Source organism: Flavobacterium chryseum (assembly GCF_004362015.1).
GTDB lineage: Bacteria > Bacteroidota > Bacteroidia > Flavobacteriales > Flavobacteriaceae > Flavobacterium.
On sequence record NZ_SNWW01000003.1, the window covers coordinates 180,317 to 199,500 of the forward strand.

Annotated in this window: 20 protein-coding genes; 15 read left to right on the forward strand and 5 right to left on the reverse strand. The window is 32.3% G+C overall.

Annotation, left to right across the window (positions count from 1 at the left end; genetic code table 11):
- Nucleotides 1-27 precede the first annotated feature (27 nt).
- From porG to murI, 6 genes are all read left to right on the forward strand, one after another.
- Nucleotides 28-702 (forward strand): type IX secretion system protein PorG, encoded by a 675-nt coding sequence (gene porG / locus EV143_RS07340; protein ID WP_133507317.1) that lies wholly within the window; start codon nt 28-30, stop codon nt 700-702.
- Nucleotides 703-706: 4 nt separating this feature from the next.
- Entirely contained in the window at nt 707-1,447 is a 741-nt protein-coding gene (locus EV143_RS07345) for an isoprenyl transferase (protein WP_133507318.1), read from the forward strand.
- A complete protein-coding gene (locus EV143_RS07350; RefSeq protein WP_133507319.1) occupies nt 1,380-4,136 on the forward strand; it encodes a BamA/OMP85 family outer membrane protein in 2,757 nt (918 codons plus the stop codon). Before EV143_RS07345 ends, EV143_RS07350 begins: the two co-directional genes overlap by 68 nt.
- A 48-nt stretch (nt 4,137-4,184) precedes the next feature.
- Nucleotides 4,185-5,201, forward strand: a complete 1,017-nt coding sequence (locus EV143_RS07355) for an OmpH/Skp family outer membrane protein (RefSeq protein ID WP_133507320.1) — start codon at nt 4,185-4,187, stop codon at nt 5,199-5,201.
- Nucleotides 5,202-5,215: 14 nt separating this feature from the next.
- Nucleotides 5,216-5,719, forward strand: a complete 504-nt coding sequence (locus tag EV143_RS07360) for an OmpH/Skp family outer membrane protein (protein ID WP_194632575.1) — start codon at nt 5,216-5,218, stop codon at nt 5,717-5,719.
- 246 nt (nt 5,720-5,965) lie between these two features.
- Nucleotides 5,966-6,742, forward strand: a complete 777-nt coding sequence (gene murI / locus EV143_RS07365) for a glutamate racemase (RefSeq protein ID WP_133507321.1) — start codon at nt 5,966-5,968, stop codon at nt 6,740-6,742.
- Nucleotides 6,743-6,746: 4 nt separating this feature from the next.
- Here murI and EV143_RS07370 read toward each other — a convergent pair whose 3' ends face one another.
- On the reverse strand, nt 6,747-7,982 hold the full coding sequence (locus tag EV143_RS07370; protein WP_133507322.1) for an OmpP1/FadL family transporter: 1,236 nt from the start codon (nt 7,980-7,982) through the stop codon (nt 6,747-6,749).
- Complete coding sequence (locus tag EV143_RS07375) at nt 7,983-9,308, reverse strand: DUF4270 family protein (RefSeq protein ID WP_133507323.1); 1,326 nt, start codon at nt 9,306-9,308, stop codon at nt 7,983-7,985.
- A gap of 231 nt (nt 9,309-9,539) precedes the next feature.
- Here EV143_RS07375 and EV143_RS07380 point away from each other — a divergent pair, with 231 nt between their 5' ends.
- The 6 genes from EV143_RS07380 to EV143_RS07405 all read left to right on the forward strand — a co-directional run bounded on the left by EV143_RS07380 (nt 9,540) and on the right by EV143_RS07405 (nt 14,373).
- Nucleotides 9,540-10,379 carry a DUF6268 family outer membrane beta-barrel protein gene (locus EV143_RS07380; RefSeq protein WP_133507324.1) on the forward strand — a complete coding sequence of 280 codons (840 nt, stop codon included), beginning with the start codon at nt 9,540-9,542 and terminating at the stop codon, nt 10,377-10,379.
- A 16-nt stretch (nt 10,380-10,395) separates the two neighbouring features.
- Nucleotides 10,396-11,403 (forward strand): Kelch repeat-containing protein, encoded by a 1,008-nt coding sequence (locus tag EV143_RS07385; protein ID WP_133507325.1) that lies wholly within the window; start codon nt 10,396-10,398, stop codon nt 11,401-11,403.
- Nucleotides 11,387-11,725, forward strand: coding sequence for a DUF4907 domain-containing protein (locus tag EV143_RS07390; protein WP_243739815.1), 339 nt, complete (start codon nt 11,387-11,389; stop codon nt 11,723-11,725). The genes EV143_RS07385 and EV143_RS07390 overlap by 17 nt, the downstream gene beginning before the upstream one ends.
- On the forward strand, nt 11,726-12,829 hold the full coding sequence (locus EV143_RS07395) for a sensor histidine kinase (protein WP_133507327.1): 1,104 nt from the start codon (nt 11,726-11,728) through the stop codon (nt 12,827-12,829).
- A gap of 10 nt (nt 12,830-12,839) precedes the next feature.
- Nucleotides 12,840-13,547: a dioxygenase family protein gene (locus EV143_RS07400; protein ID WP_133507328.1), complete on the forward strand. Its 708-nt coding sequence runs from the start codon at nt 12,840-12,842 to the stop codon at nt 13,545-13,547.
- A gap of 109 nt (nt 13,548-13,656) precedes the next feature.
- Nucleotides 13,657-14,373 (forward strand): LytR/AlgR family response regulator transcription factor, encoded by a 717-nt coding sequence (locus EV143_RS07405; RefSeq protein WP_133507329.1) that lies wholly within the window; start codon nt 13,657-13,659, stop codon nt 14,371-14,373.
- 86 nt (nt 14,374-14,459) lie between these two features.
- Here the strand turns inward: EV143_RS07405 and EV143_RS07410 are convergent, their stop codons facing one another.
- The gene (locus EV143_RS07410) at nt 14,460-14,978 is read right to left on the reverse strand and encodes a gamma carbonic anhydrase family protein (RefSeq protein ID WP_133507330.1); all 519 of its coding nucleotides are present in this window, start codon (nt 14,976-14,978) and stop codon (nt 14,460-14,462) included.
- 12 nt (nt 14,979-14,990) lie between these two features.
- Nucleotides 14,991-15,980, reverse strand: coding sequence for a PorP/SprF family type IX secretion system membrane protein (locus EV143_RS07415; RefSeq protein ID WP_133507331.1), 990 nt, complete (start codon nt 15,978-15,980; stop codon nt 14,991-14,993).
- 143 nt (nt 15,981-16,123) lie between these two features.
- Here EV143_RS07415 and EV143_RS07420 point away from each other — a divergent pair, with 143 nt between their 5' ends.
- The 3 genes from EV143_RS07420 (at nt 16,124) to EV143_RS07430 (ending at nt 18,483) form a co-directional block, all read left to right on the forward strand.
- Nucleotides 16,124-17,023 (forward strand): NifU family protein, encoded by a 900-nt coding sequence (locus EV143_RS07420; RefSeq protein ID WP_133507332.1) that lies wholly within the window; start codon nt 16,124-16,126, stop codon nt 17,021-17,023.
- A 158-nt stretch (nt 17,024-17,181) separates the two neighbouring features.
- Entirely contained in the window at nt 17,182-17,577 is a 396-nt protein-coding gene (locus EV143_RS07425; RefSeq protein ID WP_133507333.1) for a YtxH domain-containing protein, read from the forward strand.
- Between the two features lie 93 nt (nt 17,578-17,670).
- Entirely contained in the window at nt 17,671-18,483 is an 813-nt protein-coding gene (locus tag EV143_RS07430) for a mechanosensitive ion channel family protein (RefSeq protein ID WP_133507334.1), read from the forward strand.
- A 9-nt stretch (nt 18,484-18,492) separates the two neighbouring features.
- On the opposite strand, the gene tsaB is transcribed toward EV143_RS07430, so the two are convergent.
- Complete coding sequence (gene tsaB / locus EV143_RS07435) at nt 18,493-19,164, reverse strand: tRNA (adenosine(37)-N6)-threonylcarbamoyltransferase complex dimerization subunit type 1 TsaB (protein ID WP_133507335.1); 672 nt, start codon at nt 19,162-19,164, stop codon at nt 18,493-18,495.
- Between the last annotated feature and the right edge of the window lie 20 nt (nt 19,165-19,184).

Sequence of the window (19,184 nt, forward strand, 5' to 3'; positions counted from 1 at the left end):
TTATATTTGCACGCAATTTTGAATTAAATGAAGAAAATTTTTAATTTATTGTTATGTTTTTTCCCTCTAATTACACTTCACGCTCAAATAAACGAGATTGGAGTTTTTCTTGGTGGAAGTAACTTCGTAGGTGACGTAGGAAGTACAACTTATGTTAATCCGGATAAACTGGCTTTTGGTGTTTTGTACAAATGGAATAGAAGTCCTCGTCATTCGTATCGCTTTTCGTATACACAATCCTCAATTTCCGGAAACGATTTTGAGTCAGAAGAAACAGGGCGTAACAAAAGAGGGTACAAATTTAAAAACAACATTAAAGAACTTTCTGCCGGTTTAGAATTCAATTTTTTTGATTTTAATCTTCACGATTATCATCCAAAAATTACTCCTTATGTATATTCAGGTTTAAGTTATTTCTTTTATGATGATTTATATATTACTGGAGGACAAACAAGAAAAGAAAAAACCTCAAGTTCAATTGCTATTCCTATGACATTAGGAATAAAATCAAATGTGTTTCCAAAACTTATTTTAGCAGTTGAAGTTGGAGCACGTTATACTTTTACAGATAATATAGACGGAAGTAATCCGACCAATGAGGCTTTGCGATTTGGAAATATAAATAATAATGACTGGTATGTTTTTTCAGGTGTTACACTAACGTATACCTTTGGACTAAAACCTTGCTATTGCGCAGAATAATAAAATGAATTTAATAGACTCTATCGACCTGACAAACCTACCTAAACATCTGGCCATTATTATGGACGGTAATGGACGTTGGGCAAAGCAACAAGGTTTTTTGAGAGCTTTTGGCCATGAAAATGGAACAAAATCTGTAAAAAAAACAATTACAACTTGTGCAAAACTTGGTATCGAATATTTAACCCTGTATGCTTTCTCTACAGAAAACTGGAATCGTCCGAAATTGGAAGTCGAAGCTTTGATGAAAATATTGATCAATTCTTTAAAGAAAGAGCTTGTTACTTTGCAAGAAAACAATATCAAACTTAATGCTATTGGAAATCTTGATAAATTGCCAAAAAGTGCTCAAAAAGAACTTTTAGATGTTATTGAAAAAACAAAAAACAATACGCGTCTCACGTTAACTCTGGCTTTAAGTTACGGATCACGAGAAGAATTGGTAAATGCCGTAAGAATCATCAGTGATAAAGTTAAAAATAATATAATTTCAATAGACACTATTGACGATTCAATTATAAATGAGCATCTTTACACGCAAAATTTACCAGACGTAGATTTATTAATACGAACAAGTGGAGAACATAGAATAAGTAATTTTTTGCTGTGGCAGATAGCCTATGCAGAGTTATATTTTACTGATGTGTTATGGCCAGACTTTAAAGACCAGGATTTATATGAGGCTATTATTAGTTATCAAAAAAGAGAACGTAGATTTGGAAAAACCAGTGAACAAATTAAATAATTTTTTAGTGTTACAAAAAAGAATACAAATAGTCTTTACCCTTCTTCTATTGGGTAGTTTTTCACAAATAAAAGCACAAGAAAGAGTTCCTTTTGATCAAGGAAAAAAATATATTCTTGCTAAAGTTTCTGTTGTTGGTAAAATAAGCTTCAATGAACAAACCGTTGTTACTTTCTCCGGTCTTCAAAAAGGACAGGAAATAACTGTTCCTGGTGAAGAAATAAGTGGTGCAATTAAAAAATTAGGTAAACTTGGCCTTTTTGATGAAATCTCTTTTTACGTAAATAAAATAGACAATGATAGTATATATCTTGACTTAAACATTGTTGAACTTCCAAAGTTGAACGAAGTTAAATTCGTAGGTGTTAAAAAAGGTAAAGTAGAAGGGTTAATTAAGGATAACAATTTGACAAAAAACAAAATTGTCAACGAAAACTTAATTACGACAACTAAAAATTATATTGAAAATAAATATAAAAAAGAAGGTTACTATAACACAAAAGTTACTATTACAAACACTCCTGATACTACAGCTGGAAACCATGTAAACATGCTTGTTCGGGTAGATAAAGGCGATAAGGTAAAAATTAGGAAGATTGACTTCATAGGCAATGAAAAACTTACTGATAATAAGTTAAAAGCGGCTATGAAAGATACAAAGGAAAAGAATATTCTTCATGTCCTGAAAAAGTCAAAATTTATTCCTGAAAAATATAAAGCTGACTTAGAAAAAGTTGTTGCGACATACAAAGAAAAAGGATATCGAGATGCTCGTATTATATATGACTCTGTTACATATAATAAAGAAAAAAATATGCTTGATATCAAGATTAATCTGGAAGAAGGAAATAAATATTACTTTGGAAATATTAAATTTTTAGGGAATACTGTTTATTCAGATCAACTTTTGAATCGCTATTTAGGAATCAAAAAAGGAGAAACTTATAATGGTGTTTTACTTGAAAAACGAATTGCTGACAAGACAAAGCCTGATGCAGAAGATATTACAAACTTGTACCAAAACAATGGTTACTTATTCTCTAATATCAATGCTGTAGAGGTAAAAACAGTTAATGATACAATTGACTTTGAAATTAGAGTTACTGAAGGCCCTATTGCATATTTCAACAAAATATCGGTTGTTGGAAACGACAAAACGAATGATCATGTAATTTACCGTGAGTTAAGAACTAAACCAGGAGAAAAATACAGTAAAGAACAGTTGGTTAGAACTATTCGTGAAATCGGACAATTAGGATTTTTTGATCCTGAGGCGATCGATCCAAAATTTAAAAATGTAGATGCCGCAGCAGGAACTGTAGACATTGAATATCACGTAGTAGAAAAAGGATCGAGTCAGGTAGAACTTCAGGGTGGTTACGGTGGTGGAGGTTTCATTGGAACCTTAGGATTATCGTTTAATAACTTCTCTGCAAGAAACATATTTAAGAAAGAAGCTTATAAGCCTTTACCAATGGGAGATGGTCAAAAAGTATCACTTCGTTTGCAAGGAAGTACTTACTTTCAAACCTACAGTTTATCGTTCTCTGAACCTTGGTTTGGTGGAAAAAAACCAGTACAATTTAGTTCATCTATATCGTACAGTACACAATTCTTGAATAATTATATTACAAGAGATGTAGATAAAAGCAAAAGTTTTAATATTTTTACTGTACAAGTTGGTCTAGCTAAAAGGTTAACAGTGCCGGATGATTATTTTGTTTTATCTCAGTCGATAAGCTACCAACACTATGATTTAAATAACTATAATACAGGTTTATTTACTTTTGGTAACGGAGCATCCCGAAACTTAGCTTATACTATAGGAATTTCAAGAAGTAATAAAGGGGTTAACCCAATCTTCCCTACTTACGGATCAGAATTTAGTATCTCAGCGAAAGTAACACCTCCTTATTCATTATTTAACAATATTGATTATTCAGATTTAAAAAATCAAAAAGAATATAAAACAAAATATACTGGAACGACAACCACTACAGGTGCAGACGGAGCAGCTATAAGTCCTGGTGATTACACTAAAACTGAAGTTATCAATGGCCAATCAGGTACTGTAGGTGTAGGATCTGATTATCAAAGTGCAGATACTGATGTTGGTAAAGTCGATCAAAAGAAATACAACTGGTTAGAATATTATAAAATTAAATTTAAAGCAGATTGGTATACTAAAGTATATGGTAAATTAGTTCTAAGAACATTAACCGAATTCGGTTTCTTAGGAGCTTATGATCAATCAAGAGGTGTTGTACCTTTCGAACGTTTCTATTTAGGTGGAGACGGAATGGCCAACTACTCTATGGATGGTAGAGAAACTATTCAGCTAAGAGGTTATCCAAATAACTCTTTAACACCGGTAAATAGTGCAGGAGAACAAATTGGAGCAACCATTTATAATAAATTCTCTATGGAATTACGTTATCCAATTACATTAAAATCATCAGCATCTATATATGCCTTAACATTTTTGGAAGCTGGATCATCTTATCCAACATTCAAAGAATATAACCCATTTGATCTGAATCGTTCTGCAGGTGTTGGTTTACGTGTATTTATGCCGGCATTTGGATTATTAGGTATTGATTTTGGTTATGGTTTTGATGCCTTACCTGGGTCTGTTACTAATAAAGCAAATGGTTGGGAAACACATTTTATTATTGGACAACAATTTTAGTACAAATTTTAGTACATTTGGTTAAAAATTTGAAAATAAAGTGATGTTATGAGGAAACAGTTTTTATTTATATTTTTAGCTTTGATTGTAGTGCATACAAGTCAGGCTCAGACGAGAACGACAAGGATTGGGTACATTGACATGGAATATATTCTAGAGAATGTCTCTGATTATAAAGAAGCAAAAGCCCAATTAGAGTTAAAAGCTCAGAAGTGGAAACAAGAGATAGAGGCCAAAAAGTTAGAAATTAATAACCTAAAGGAAAGTCTTAAAGCTGAAAAAGCTTTACTTACTAAAGAACTTATTGATGAAAGACAAACTGAAATTAAATTTCTTGAAGATGAAATGCTTTCTTATCAGGAAAAACAATTTGGAGCTGACGGAAATTTAATCAGACATAAAGCAGCTTTAGCAAAACCGATACAAGATCAGGTTTTTACAGCCGTTCAGGATATTGCTGAAGCAAAAAATTATGATTTTGTTTTTGATAAATCATCAGATTTGACAATGCTTTTTAGCAACAAAAGATTTGACATTAGCGATCAGGTTTTACGTGTATTAAACAGAACTGATAAACGTGAGCAATTGACTAAAAAACAATTGAAAGAACAGGAAGTTAAAGAAAATCGCGAGAATGAAATTGATGAAAATCCGGCAATGGCTGATCGACAAAAAGTATTAGATCAAAGAAAAGCTGCCAGAGAGAAATTAATTGAAGACCGAAGACTGGAACAAGAAGCTAAGAAAAAAGAATACGACGACAGAAGAAAAGCCATCACTGCCGAAAGAGAAGCTAAAAAAAATGGCACGGTTTCTGAACCAGCAAAAACAGAAACAACAAAAACGGATGCTAATACAAATGCTGTTACAGCTAAACCTGCATCAACAACGGAGCCTGCAACAACTACTGAACCAGCGGTTGATAAAGCGGCAGAAAGACAGAAACTTTACGAACAACGTAAAAAAGAATTAGAAGAAAGAAAAAAGAAAATTCTGGAAGAAAGAGAAGCGGCTAAAAAAGCAAAAGAAGCCGAAACACAAAAAACAAATACGACCGATAATTAATTAATATTTTAAAAATGATGAAACAAATCAAAACTTTACTTATTGCTGCCATGCTAGTTTTAGGAGCAAGTAACACAATGAATGCACAGGCTAAGGTAGCTCATGTTGATGTTAGCGAGATTATGTCGAAAATGCCTGCAATGCTTGACGCTCAAAATCAACTTCAAAAATTAAGTGGTACATACGATGCTGAATACAAAAAAATGGTTGACGAATATCAAGTAAAAATCAAAAAGTATGAAGCTGAAGCTGCTACTGTAACTGAAGCTGTAAACGGTGAACGTTCTAAAGAAGTTCAAGACATGCAAAAAAGAATTGTAGACTACAGAGACAATGCTCAGAAAGAACTACAACAAAAAGAAACTGATATCGTAAAACCATTAATGGAAAAAGTAAGAGCTTCTATCCAAAAAGTTGGAAAAGCTAAAGGTTTCCAATACGTATTAGACGGTTCAACTCTTTTATTAGCTGATGGTCCAAACATTACTGCTGATGTTAAAAAAGATTTAGGATTCTAAGAAACACATTCTTATTATTATAAAAAAGGCTCAACTTAAAAGTTGAGCCTTTTTTTGTTCTTTAATTTATTTTCAGACTTGCATTAAAACAAAGCCATTGGTATATTCTAATATAGAATTAAAAAATTTGTTGCCAATGTATAATGCAAAAAAACAATTTCCATTAGATAAAATTTCAAAATAATTTAACCTAAAATTGAGTAAAAAGTACGAATTTAGATTCTGAAAAATATGTAACTTTGCTTTATGACAAACAACAATCCTATAGGTGTTTTTGATTCCGGTATTGGTGGAACTTCAATCTGGAATGCCATTCACGACTTATTACCTAACGAAAATACCATCTATTTAGCAGACAGTAAAAATGCTCCCTACGGTCAGCGAACTAAAGAAGAGATTGTTGCTTTGAGTAAAAAAAACGTTGATTTTTTAATTGCAAATAATTGCAAATTAATTGTTGTTGCCTGCAATACTGCAACCACAAATGCCATTCAGGAATTACGTGCTGAGTATGATATCCCGTTCATAGGGATTGAGCCTGCCATAAAACCTGCCGCTAACAATTCTAAAACTCAAATAATTGGTATTTTAGCGACTAAAGGAACTTTGAACAGTGAGCTGTTCAACAAAACTGCCGAAATGTTTCAACACACTACTATAATTGAACAAGTAGGCCACGGATTGGTTCAACTTATTGAAGATGGTAATTTGAATTCTCCGGAAATGACTCAATTATTAGAATCTTATTTACGACCAATGATTGATGCTAATATTGATTATCTGGTTTTAGGCTGCAGTCATTACCCGTATTTAATTCCACAGATTAAACAAATACTTCCTGAACATATTCAGATTATCGATTCCGGAGAAGCTGTTGCTCGACAAACTCAAAACGTATTACGTGAGAAAGTTGGTTTTTCAGAAGCAGAAAAAACAGAACCTGTATTTTATGTCAATTCAAATCCTGCTGTATTAAAATCAATTTTAAACGACAAATACGACGTTATTGAGAAAGATTTCTAAATCGTTATTCAAATTTTCGCTTGACGAACCAAATTCCGTCTAAAGATAAATTCAAGGATATTTTATGATAATTTTCTTTGATCAGATTATCTGAAATTTTTCCTTTTTGTGCGTAAGAATAAGATATATTCAACGCTGAAAAAGTATTATCTATTGGCAATGAAAGTCCAAAAGAAATGGAAGCATTATTTATTCTTTTTCCATCGACTTCAAGGTAGCCGGTATCAAAATTGGCTCCAGCACTATACTGAATACGATCGCTATACCTTCTAATATTCTTTTTAGCACTATAAGTGAACCCAAGTGCAAATCTGTCCTGATTAACAAAATTACCATACAATTCAGATTGATTCGTGCTATTCCACAAGCTCTTCTCATAATCCATTGTCAGGTTTAGATTGTTTTTAAAACGCTTGCTAATTCCTATCCCAATTTCTAAAGGAATATAATAATCATCTGTATCTGAAGCAACATCAGATTCAACTGTAGTAACAACGTCGTTAGTTATCGTTTGAACGGTTTGCACTTTGGCAGCATTTACTCGTGTTGGAGCCTTAAAAGTCGAAGCAATCGTAAATGTAGAATCAATTTTATATTGAGTTCCTAACGTTGCCCGCACACCATTATAATCTGTTTTTTTACTAATAGATGTGACTGAATTCGAAATTAAATAAGCCCTGTCATCCGAAATATTCCCAAATAACAAAGTCGCAGTAGCGCCAATAGCTAATTTTTTACCGAATCTATATCCATAAGAAAAATCGAAATTATTTAATCCGCCGGAGCCTGCTGCCGTTAAATAATAATATTCCTGGCTATCTGTTATAGGCAATTTCAAATTAGAAATTTTAAAGGTGGCACTTGAATAGGGTCTTAAAGCCACACTAAATCCTGATTTTTTTGTAACCGGAAAAGCAAAAGCAATATGTGAAAACTGAAAATTATTACGTTTTTCAGATCTTGAACCACTTTCATAAGTCGTTGCAATAGCTTTACCTCCGATATCTAACATAAAATGATTTAAAGGTAAATAAGCTAATGAAGCTGGATTTAAATTATTGATAAAGACACTTGAAGGTAAAGCCGTCCCGGAAGAACCAATAGAAGGAATTGAACCAAAATCTGAATCATACAAACTCCCTAAACCATATAAGGAATAAGGCGAACTTGAAATACTTTGAGAAAATGACGTTAACGACATTAAAATGAAGCAACTTAAAAAAGCTATTGTATTTTTCATTTAATATGAGATATAGTAAATTTTCAACTGAATTTTATTGTTTAAATGTTTTTGATCCCCTAAAACAATTCGATTGACAGATTTAGAAATTCCTGGTAACGTTAGAATAAGAGAAGATCTGGAGTCTGATTTTTTCCACATTTCTTTTTGAAGAAATCCACCTACAGAAATCGAGTATCCTATGTTTTCATTAAACTCATCGGTTTTTTGATTTAATCTGCCATATACTGTAGCTCCTGCAGAATTTAATAATACACTGCTAATCCTGTTTAAATTATCAGCTACATAAACACTTAAAGAATCTGCCAGAGGATATTCTTTTGAATACGTATTGGCAACAGGTTTTAAAATAAGTTCAGCATCGACAATTGTACCTTTATCTGAAATGTATTTGAGCTGTTTTATACTTGGAAACTCAACCCGGCAGGCAACTCCTGCTCCTGACTGAATAAATGACTGTCGATTGGTTAGCGAACTGGATAATTTGCTGCTCGAAATTGGCAAATTTTGAATTAATGTTCCTGTTTTATCAGATGAAATTGAATTGAATTGCTTGGAAACGTCTTCAATGCTAAAATCTAGAAAATACGATTTATCTTCCAGGCTTTGATATTTAGAATAATACATTCTGATAACACTTTTACTGGTGTTAAAACCAATAACACTTGAAGAATTAGATGTTGAGGGAACTAAAACAAGTCCTTTTAAATATTCAGAAAAACTATCAAAATCAGCAACTTCTTTTTTCTTTACTTTCTGAAAAAGAGCTTCACCAAACACAGGATCCATTTTTATATTAACAGAATCCTTTTCTATAGGTCTTGGTTTATAGGATATACTGCCTAAACTTTCGGTTCCATATGTTAGAGTCGAATTATTATAAAAACTAACATCATCTGTTTTTGGCTTAATTGTTTGCAGAACCCGATGAATATCAAACGTTTGTACTTTTGTTGTATCTCCATAATAATAGTTATCATATCTTAAAATCATTGAGATAGAATCGAAAACATAATTAACCGCTTCTGTATCAGAGCCACTATTAGTTAAAGTATACGTATCTCCGGATAATTGAAAATAGCTGTCTGATTTTATTTTACCGAAAATAGGGTCTTCATAATTTCCAACTAAAATTCTGCTTTGACTCGATGTAACCAATGAGTCAAAATTTATGGTAGACATTTCGACTGTTACGGTATCAATTAAAATTACTTTATTGTTTACAGCCAAATAATCAGATCCCACTACAAATTCGCCGGCATCTTTATCAGTGCCACATGAAACTATTGTAAGAGCAAAAAACAACATCAATATAAACTTATGCATAATCGTATTTTTTCAACAAATATAAAGGGCACAATTCTGCATTACACTATAACATATACAGTCTTGCTATTTTGACCTATAAACAGCAAAAAAACATCTACAATAGCTCTACGACAACAAATAGTTGGTTCAGCCATAAAAAACGGCATTTAGTCTATCAAAAAGCATCATACATATATCTTCTTTTTTTTAAAACCATTAGGCACCTACTTTTGAACCAATAATTAAGTAATGAAAATAAGGCTTATAATAGGTTCTCTTTTTTTGATTTCGTTTTTCAACATGAAAGCTCAGGAGAAGTTTTCGGTTAATGCGAATTTGAAAACAGAGCCAACAGATAAAATTGATTTTAATGAAGCAAGCATTGGAGTATTCTTCAATGCAGCAATTAATTCAAAAAATGAAATAAAGAATACAATTGAATATTCGAATTTGAAAGTGAATTATGAATTAGGAACTTTTAAAGCATTAGAAAATTTGGATCAATTTGTTCAGATAAAAAACAAATTTGAAATCGCTCATACATTTTCGAGTACAAAACTGAATCTTGCTTTGACGCCAACAGCAAATTTTCAGAGAAATCTGGAGGCATCTGATGTGACGCTTTTAGGAAGTTTTGAAATAAGCCAACAAATTGGATCAAAAGCAAACATCAATTTTGGTGTTTCGAGAACAGCAATTTTTGGTTACCCGAAGTTCATTCCAACCTTATCATTTCAATATAAAATGAATGACAAAAGTGAACTGTTAATTGGATTTCCTAATTCTAAGATTTCATATTCTAATAATGTTCGAAATACATTTAGTTTAACCAATAGCTTTAATGGCAACTTTTACAATTTAGATAATTCAATTAGTCAAGCAAATAATGCTGCAAAAGTTAGTGTATCACAAATGACTTTGGCACTTGAATATGAGAGAAATGTTGATAAAAATTGGTTTATAAATTTTAAAGCCGGTTACGATTTTAATAAGAAGTATAATCTTCTGGACAACGATGATCATAAGGTCTATGATTTTAATACTGGAAACGGGTATATTTTGGGAATTGGCATCAAATACAAACAATAAATAAATTTAATACATTATGAATAATTTAAAAAATGGAATATTATTGGCGGCATTATTTTCGAGCCTCTTTTTTATAGGCTGCAGCAAAAGTGATGACGATGATGATTTAATAGGAAACTGGGTTAAAAAATCAGCATTTGACGGACCTGCAAGATCTAGCGCCACTAGTTTTGTTATTGGAGATTATGCGTATATAGCAACTGGTTACACAGGAGATGTGTATTTGAAAGATTTATGGGCGTACAACTCAACAGGAGATTATTGGGAACAAAAAGCTGATTTTACAGGAATCGCAAGAAGTTCTGCTTCAAGTTTTACACTTAACGACAAAGGATATGTAGGGCTTGGTTATGATGGAACAAATAAATTGAAAGATTTTTACCAATACGATCCTAGCAGCAACAGCTGGACTCAAAAAACCGATTTTGCCGGAACGGCCCGTTATGCTGCTGTAGGTTTTCAGGCTGGCGGAAAAGCTTATTTTGGAACTGGTTATGATGGAAATTATCTAAAAGATTTTTATCAATATGATGATCAGGCCAATACCTGGACACTTATGAATGGTTTTAGTGGAAATAAAAGACGTAACGCTTCTGTTTTTATAATTGACGAAAAAGCTTATTTAGTAGCCGGAATTAATAATGGCGTTTTACAGGAAGATTTTTGGCAATTTGATCCTTCTGCAGATGTTTGGACAAGAAAACGTGATATTGATCAGGACGATGACGATGATGATTCATTCAATGACGATTATACTATTGTTCGTTCTAATGCTTCAACTTTTTCGATGAACGGATTAGGATATCTTGTTGGTGGAGAAGGTTTAAAAACAATTTGGGAGTACAGCCCTACTACTGATTTATGGGTTGAAAGAACTTCTATGGAAGGAGCTTCGAGAACTGACGCTGTTGGTTTTGCCATTAACAACAGAGGTTTTTATATGTTAGGAAGATTAGGCTCTACTTATTTTGATGATGCATGGGAATTTAAACCTTTAGAGGAACAAAATGACGATGACAATTAATAGTAAAAAACAATTCTTCTGGGCCAAAATCCAGAAGAATTTACTGTTTATCCTACTTGTTTTACTTTTGGCTTCCTGCAAAAAAAATGAAACATTCAAAACTGAATCATTCAAAACCACATCAGGTTGGGGATATTCGATAGCTTATAAAAATAAAATTGTAATCAAACAATCTGTTATTCCGGTTTTAAGCGATACCAAAAGTTTTTCAACAGAAGAAGATGCTTTAAAAGTAGGTAGTTTAGTGGAAAAAAAACTCCGAGATGGCATTTCGCCTTCAGTAACAAAAAATGATTTAATTTTATTAAAAATAAAAATCTAAATGAATATAGGCGCCATTAAAAATACAAACTCAAACAAAATTTTATTCCATAGCATTATATGGACTTTCTTCATTTTGACCTCTTTAATTCAATTTTATGAAAGTCCTTTTAGAATCAGTAATGATTTCTATGTACAATGGGTAACAGGAATTATTTTGTTCTATCTCAATTATTTTTACTTGGTTCCCGTATTACTTTTAGAAAAAAAATATTGGCTTTATTTTGTATTTGTATTTGCCTTAATTTTAGTTTTTATGGTTATCAGGATTAATTATTTTATTCCTGAATTCAGACACGTAAGACCAAGAGGCATGATGCCGCCGCCAGAAGACATGAAATTAATGTTCAAAGGCAAAAGAGTAAGTTCTATAATGGCAAAACAGCCTTTGTTTTTTAAAATTGGCCCTTCATTATTTTATATTTTAATCATTACAATAAGTGCTATTATTAGAACCCTTTCAGAGTTTTATAATAATCAGCAAAACAAATTAATAGCCGAAACACATAGAACAAATACAGAATTAATATACTTGCGAAAACAAACCAATCCGCATTTTTTATTCAATTCTCTAAACAGTATCTATTCTTTGGCGCATAAGAAATCTGATTTGGTTCCTGATGCCATCGTCACATTATCAGAATTAATGCGCTATATGTTGTATGAAACTGATAATAAAACGGTGGCTTTAGAGAAAGAAATTAATTACATTCAAAATTATATTGAATTACAAAAACTCAGGCTCAATGATATCGAAGACATTGTAATCAATGTTCACGGTAATACCAAAAACAAATATATTGAGCCTTTGTTATTAATTTCATTTGTAGAAAATGCTTTTAAATACGGAACTGATTATAAGGGTGCTGCTCACGTAAAAATTAAGATTTTCATATTAGAAGACAACCTTGATTTCTGGATAGAAAATACAATTGAAAGCTATGTAAAAGACCCTGATAATTCAGGAATTGGTTTAGTAAACATTCAAAATCGACTGGATTTACTTTATCCAAATGCTCATGAACTGAATATAACACAAGACAATCACTTTTATCGTGTTCATTTAAATTTAAACCTGGACAAAATTCAAACGGCAATAAATTAATTTAACTTTTATGGACAGAAAAAAATTCCTCCGAAACAGTATTTTAGGAATTGCTTCATTAGCAACTGCTACAAAAATATTAGAATCCTGTTCTAAAAATGACAACGACGATAACGACTCAGAATCTTCTGATGGAAGTTGCGCCGTTTCGCCTTCAGAAACAAAAGGACCTTTCCCCATAAAAACACCAAGTCAGTTAGTTCTGGAAAATATAAAATCAGACCGGATTGGAGTTGCATTACTGATAAATTTAAAGATTGAAAATCAAAGCAAAGATTGTGCACCATTAGAAGGTGTTTTAGTCGATGTTTGGCATTGCGATAAAGATGGAAATTATTCTGAATATGGCGGCACTTCAATGCAGCAGACTGACTATACAAGTGTGCATTTTTTAAGAGGAAGACAAACTTCTGACGTTAGCGGAAATGTTTCATTTCTTTCCATTTTCCCAGGTTGGTACCAAGGCAGAGCACCGCACGTACATGTTGAAGTTTTAACTTCTTCAGGTTCTTCATTGTTGGTAACACAAATTGCTTTTCCGGAAAATGTTTCGAGCGAAGTATATTCGAGTACAAATTATGCTGCTCACGGTCAAGCCGATACTTCGAACACAAAAGACAATATTTTTTCTGATAGTTTATCTGATGAACTGGCAACATTAACAGGAAATTTGACAGACGGTTATACATTAACCAAAACCATTACGGTAAAAGCATAATTTATAGCGAATAAAACCAGTATTTTATGAAAATTTTAAAACTTAATTGACTGGTTTCAAACTACTTTTGACTTCCACAACAAATTTTTAAGAATTTAATCCAGAACAGATGAAATGTGTAATTATAGACGATGAACCTTTAGCGGTTGAATTATTAGAAGATTTTGTTCGAAAAGTAGATTCACTAGAATTGGTTAGTACTTTTAATAATGCAATTGATGCAGTTTCATTTATCAATCAAACCAATATCGATTTGATTTTTTTGGATATTCAGATGCCGCATTTTTCGGGAATTGAATTTTTAAATACTATCGAAAAGAAACCTTTAATTATTTTTACCACAGCTTATTCTGATTATGCTGTTGAAGGTTTTAATCTTGGTGCTGTTGATTACTTGGTAAAGCCAATTCCATTTCATCGTTTTTTGAAATCCGTTGTGCGAGCGCAGCAAATTTTCAATCCGGCTTCGGCAATTCAGGCCATTTCTGAAAACACAACTGCTCCAGAATTAGAACAGGATTTTATGTTTGTAAGAGCAGAATATGAAAATGTAAAAATGAATTTTTCGGATATTTTATTTATCGAAGGCTTAAAAGATTATGTCAAAATTTATACTACAGATAATAAATTTACGCTGACACTGATCAGCTTGATAAAATTAGAAAATTTACTTTCGAGCAAAGGATTTTCAAGAATTCACAGATCATATATCATCAATATAAAACATGTAAAATCAATTCAGAAAAATAAAGTTTTGATTAGCGATAAACGAATTCCGATTAGTGAAAGTTATAAAAGTGCTTTCTTCGAAAGAATCAATTTATAGTTTTGAAAGTTCCAAAATATAAATTCCAAATTCCAATAAAGCTTGAAACTATTGGAATTTGGAATTTTCATTTTAGGATTTATAATTTATTCTTCGTTTTTAAACCAGCCTGAATACATGACGTAATTGTTCGAAATACGTTCGATTTCACCCGCAAAATCAGATTGATCAATATCTTTTACTTTTTTGGCAGGAACACCGGCATAAATACTTCCGGAAGTTACAACCGTATTTTGCGTTAAAACGGCTCCGGCTGCAACAATCGAATTACTTTCAATAACACAATTATCCATTACAATCGCTCCCATTCCTATTAAAACATTGTCATGAACCGTGCAGCCATGAACAATCGCATTATGCCCAATTGAAACATTATTGCCAATAATTGTGGGATGTTTTTGATACGTACAATGAATAATGGCTCCGTCCTGAATATTAACTTTATTTCCTATTTTAATAAGGTGAACGTCGCCGCGAATTACAGCATTAAACCAAACACTGCAAGAATCTCCAAAAGTAACATCGCCTACAATAGTAGCATTTTCGGCTACATAACAATCTTCTGGAATTACCGGAGATTTTCCGTTTACAGATTTAATTAGCATAATAAAAAGTATTTAATTAATCGCTGGACAATTACAATCGTAACGTTCCTTTGTACAAAATAAATTGATTCCCAAAGTAATCTGATGATAACCACCAGTATCAAATTTCACGTCTCCCGTAACTTGCGAGTAAGTATACGCAAACATAAAATTCTTGTAATTAACACCAATAATAGGTGTTATGTATTGTAGTTTTTGCGAAGCTACACCGCTTCCGGCACTATATTGTGCACCGTCGAAACTTCTTCTATACGATAATGCAGCCCACAAACTTCCAAAGTCCATGTTTTTGTAAGCTTTTAAATTCACATCAATAGATTTTTCTTTCGTCTGATCAAATAACTGGAACAAAATAGAGGGTTCCCATGTAATATTTTCTCTTTTGCCAAAAACGTATCCGGCACTAAATAAGAACTTTCTCAAATTATCACTTTCATAATCTGTGTAGATTTCTCTTCTGGTTTCAAGAACGCCCTGAACCGTAGCATGAGCATAAAAATCCAGGTAATTGTATGATCCTCCAACATCAACATTGAAATAAGAATCTTTTTGAATCTGACCAAAAACAATTGGATCAAAAGTTCCTCCAAATTGTGTTTCGTCTAACTGACTCTGAATTACGCCTCCGCTAATACCAAATGAAAGCTGATTTAAATCGACTTCATCTCTTGAAAACATAATATGATGAGCGTATGTAAGTTTAATTCCTTTTTCAGAATGGTACCCATTTTTATCGTTAAAGACAATAATTCCGGCACCAGATCTCTCTCCTATTCTACCGTTGAAACTTAACGTTTGAAGTGATGGCGCATCTTCCTGACCAAACCATTGCTTTCTCGCCGTTAGTCTGATCTTGGCACAATTCGCCGCGCCAGCCATCGAAGGATGAATTAAATAATAATTATCTGATAAATAATCTGAATAAACAGGAATACCTTCTTGAGAATAAGAAAAAAAGGAGGTCAATAAAAAAATCAATAAAAGCCTGATTCTAAATTCCATAAAGGCAATAATATTTAAAAATAGTGTTGACTCTTTTATTTTAATACGATTAATTTGAAAAGAGTCTTAATTATTTTATTAAAAAATCAAATATAGCCATTAGTAGAAAATAACTTTCTTAAATTTGTAAAAAATTACCACTCATGACAAAAATCACTATAAGAGAAACTCAAAATCCGACTATCCTGAAGTTTGAATTTGAAGATTTCATCACTCAAAACCGAAATTTTGAGTTCAAAAATATCGATGAAGCCCAATCATCCCCATTAGCACAACAATTATTTTATCTTCCATTTGTAAAAACAGTTTATATTTCAGGAAATTTCATCGCTATCGAAAGATATAGTATTGTAGAATGGGATGATGTACAAGATGCTGTTTCTGAACAAATTGCAGCATTTGTAGATAAAGGTGGCGTTATCATTAAAATTGACGAAAATCAAGCTAAAAAGCAGCCAATTACGGTTTACGGAGAAACAACTCCCAATCCGTCAGCATTGAAATTTGTAGTAAGCAGAATGTTAACCAGAAATCCGGTTGAATATAAAAATATCGATCAGACTGCTTCTTCTCCATTAGCGAAAGAGTTATTCAAATTTCCGTATGTAAAAGAGGTTTTTATCGATGAAAATTATATTTCGGTAACAAAATATGACATCAACGATTGGCAGGAAATCACTTTAGAAGTTAGAACTTTCATCAAACAATTTATTGAAAATGGCGGAACTGTTTTAGACGAAACTTTAATTGAAGTTGCAACAAAGAACGATGTTTCTAAAGATGAAAATTTTGACAAACTGGATGTCACTTCGCAACAAATTATCAATATTTTAGAAGAATATGTGAAACCGGCAGTTGCTGCAGATGGTGGAAATATTGCTTTTGACTCTTATAATGAAGAAGATAAAACTGTAAAAGTTATTCTTCAAGGTGCTTGCAGCGGTTGTCCGTCATCTACTTTTACTTTAAAAAGCGGAATCGAAAATATGCTAAAAAGCATGTTGAACGATGAAGCTATTAAAGTAGAGGCTGTAAATGCATAAAAAACACATCATAAAAATATTAAAAGCGCTTCAAATGAGGCGCTTTTTTTTATTTATGCATATCTGCGTAATTTTCAACAAATTATTTTAAATGCACGTTTTTCATATTCTCTAAATAGTTATATTGTGTTCTAAACTAATAACCAAAAACTAAAACTATGGGACTATCTTCATTCTTTAAAAATTTATTTGGCTCGGCCAAAGAAACTACTACTGATTTGGCAAATAAAGCCGAAAACACTTTTGAACAAGCAAAAGAAGAAGCAGCTCCTCTTATTAATAAAGCAGAAGCTTTTGCCGAAGAAACTTTCGTTAAAGTTAAAGAAGCTGCAGAACCAATATTGGAGAGCGCTGTAGAATATGCCAGCAAAGCAAAAGACATTGTAAGTGAATATGTTGAAAAAGCTTCTGATTCATTAAGCGATGTAATCGATTCTGCAAAAGAAAAAACTGCTGAAACAGAAACAGTGGTTTCACAAACGGTAGTTGATGCCAGCGAACAAACTAAAACAGCAACTGATGAAGCCGCTGATAATACCGCAGACAAGGAATAAAAAACTACTTTTTTTCTTATAGAAATAAATATTTTTATATTTGCACTTTTAATACCACCTTCTCACTAGAGAAGGTTTTTTTATTTAGATATAATGGACATGAATTCTACACAACTCAGCAATTACGCGGCTCGATTTATCGAAGTATTGCTTGATTATTCGCCGAAATTAATTTCAGCAATCTTAATTTTATTTATTGGCTTATATGCCATTAGATTAATCAACAGAATTATTAGAAAAGTCATGATTAAGAGAAATCTTGATCCTACTTTAACCAAATTTCTTGCTGATATTTTGTTATGGGCTTTACGCGTTTTATTGTTTGTTACGTTTATTTCAAAACTCGGAATTGAAACTTCTTCATTTGTTGCCATTTTAGGAGCAATGGGACTTGCTGTAGGCTTATCATTGCAGGGTTCGCTTTCAAATTTCGCAGGCGGAATGCTGATTATTGTTTTTAAACCTTTTAAAGTGGGAGATACAATTGAAGCGCAAGGTGTTATAGCAACAGTTTTAGAAATTCAAATTTTTGTTACTAAGATGCTTACTGGAAATAATCAGACTGTTTTTGTACCTAATGGAGCGTTATCTAACGGAACAATTATTAATTACTCGATGCAGGGAGAAAGAAGGGCAGATTTGACTTTTGCCGTTTCTTATGATTCTGATATTAAAAAAGCAAAGGATATTCTTTTGGATGTTTTAAACAAAAATCCTAAAGTTCTTAAAAATCCTGCTCCGGAGGTTTTTGTTAAAAACCTGACAGCAAGTTCTGTAGAATTTGCAGTGCGTCCGTGGGCAAAAAATATAAATTATGGAGCTGTTTTTTCTGACACTTTAGAGAATTGCAAAATGGCTTTAGATGAAGCTGGAATTGCTGTTCAGCCTTTTACACTTCAAAAATAAAAGAATAGATTATTTTTTTGATGGAGGTGCCATCATAAAATCTTTTAAATAATACGGTTCAAAATAAGCGACATCTACAGTGTCGCTTTTTTGATATTTATCAAAACTGATTTTACTCATTGCTGATGCTGAAGGGTATTTAATTTCTTCTAAAAATACAAAATTTTCCTTTGTCAAAACTGGCTGGCATTTTTCGGCGCAATCGCCAACAAAATAAACAGTTTCATTTATATCCTTAAAAGAATTCTCATCAATGACTTCTGCCTGAATTGCTCTTTCTGTTTCTAAATCAGCATTAAAAATGGCACTGTAAACTTCCATTCTTCTTGCATCGAGCATCGGAATAATTTTTCCGTCAGACACTTTGGCTTGCGATGCTAAAGTTTGCAAAGTATCTATAGCAATTAGCGGAATATTTAATGCGAAACATAATCCTTTTGCCGCTGAAACTCCAATTCGTAAACCTGTGTAAGAACCTGGTCCCTGACTTACTGCAATGGCAACTAAATCCTGAACGGTGATTCCGGCATCGGCAATTACTTCTTCGATAAAAACATGAAGTTTTTCTGCATGCGAATATCCTTCTTCTGCAATTTCTTTACAGAGAATAGTTTCCCCGTTTTTTGCAATTGATACTGAACAATTTTTGGTTGCTGTTTCGATATTGAGAATAAAAGACAATGTATTTATTTTTAAGATTA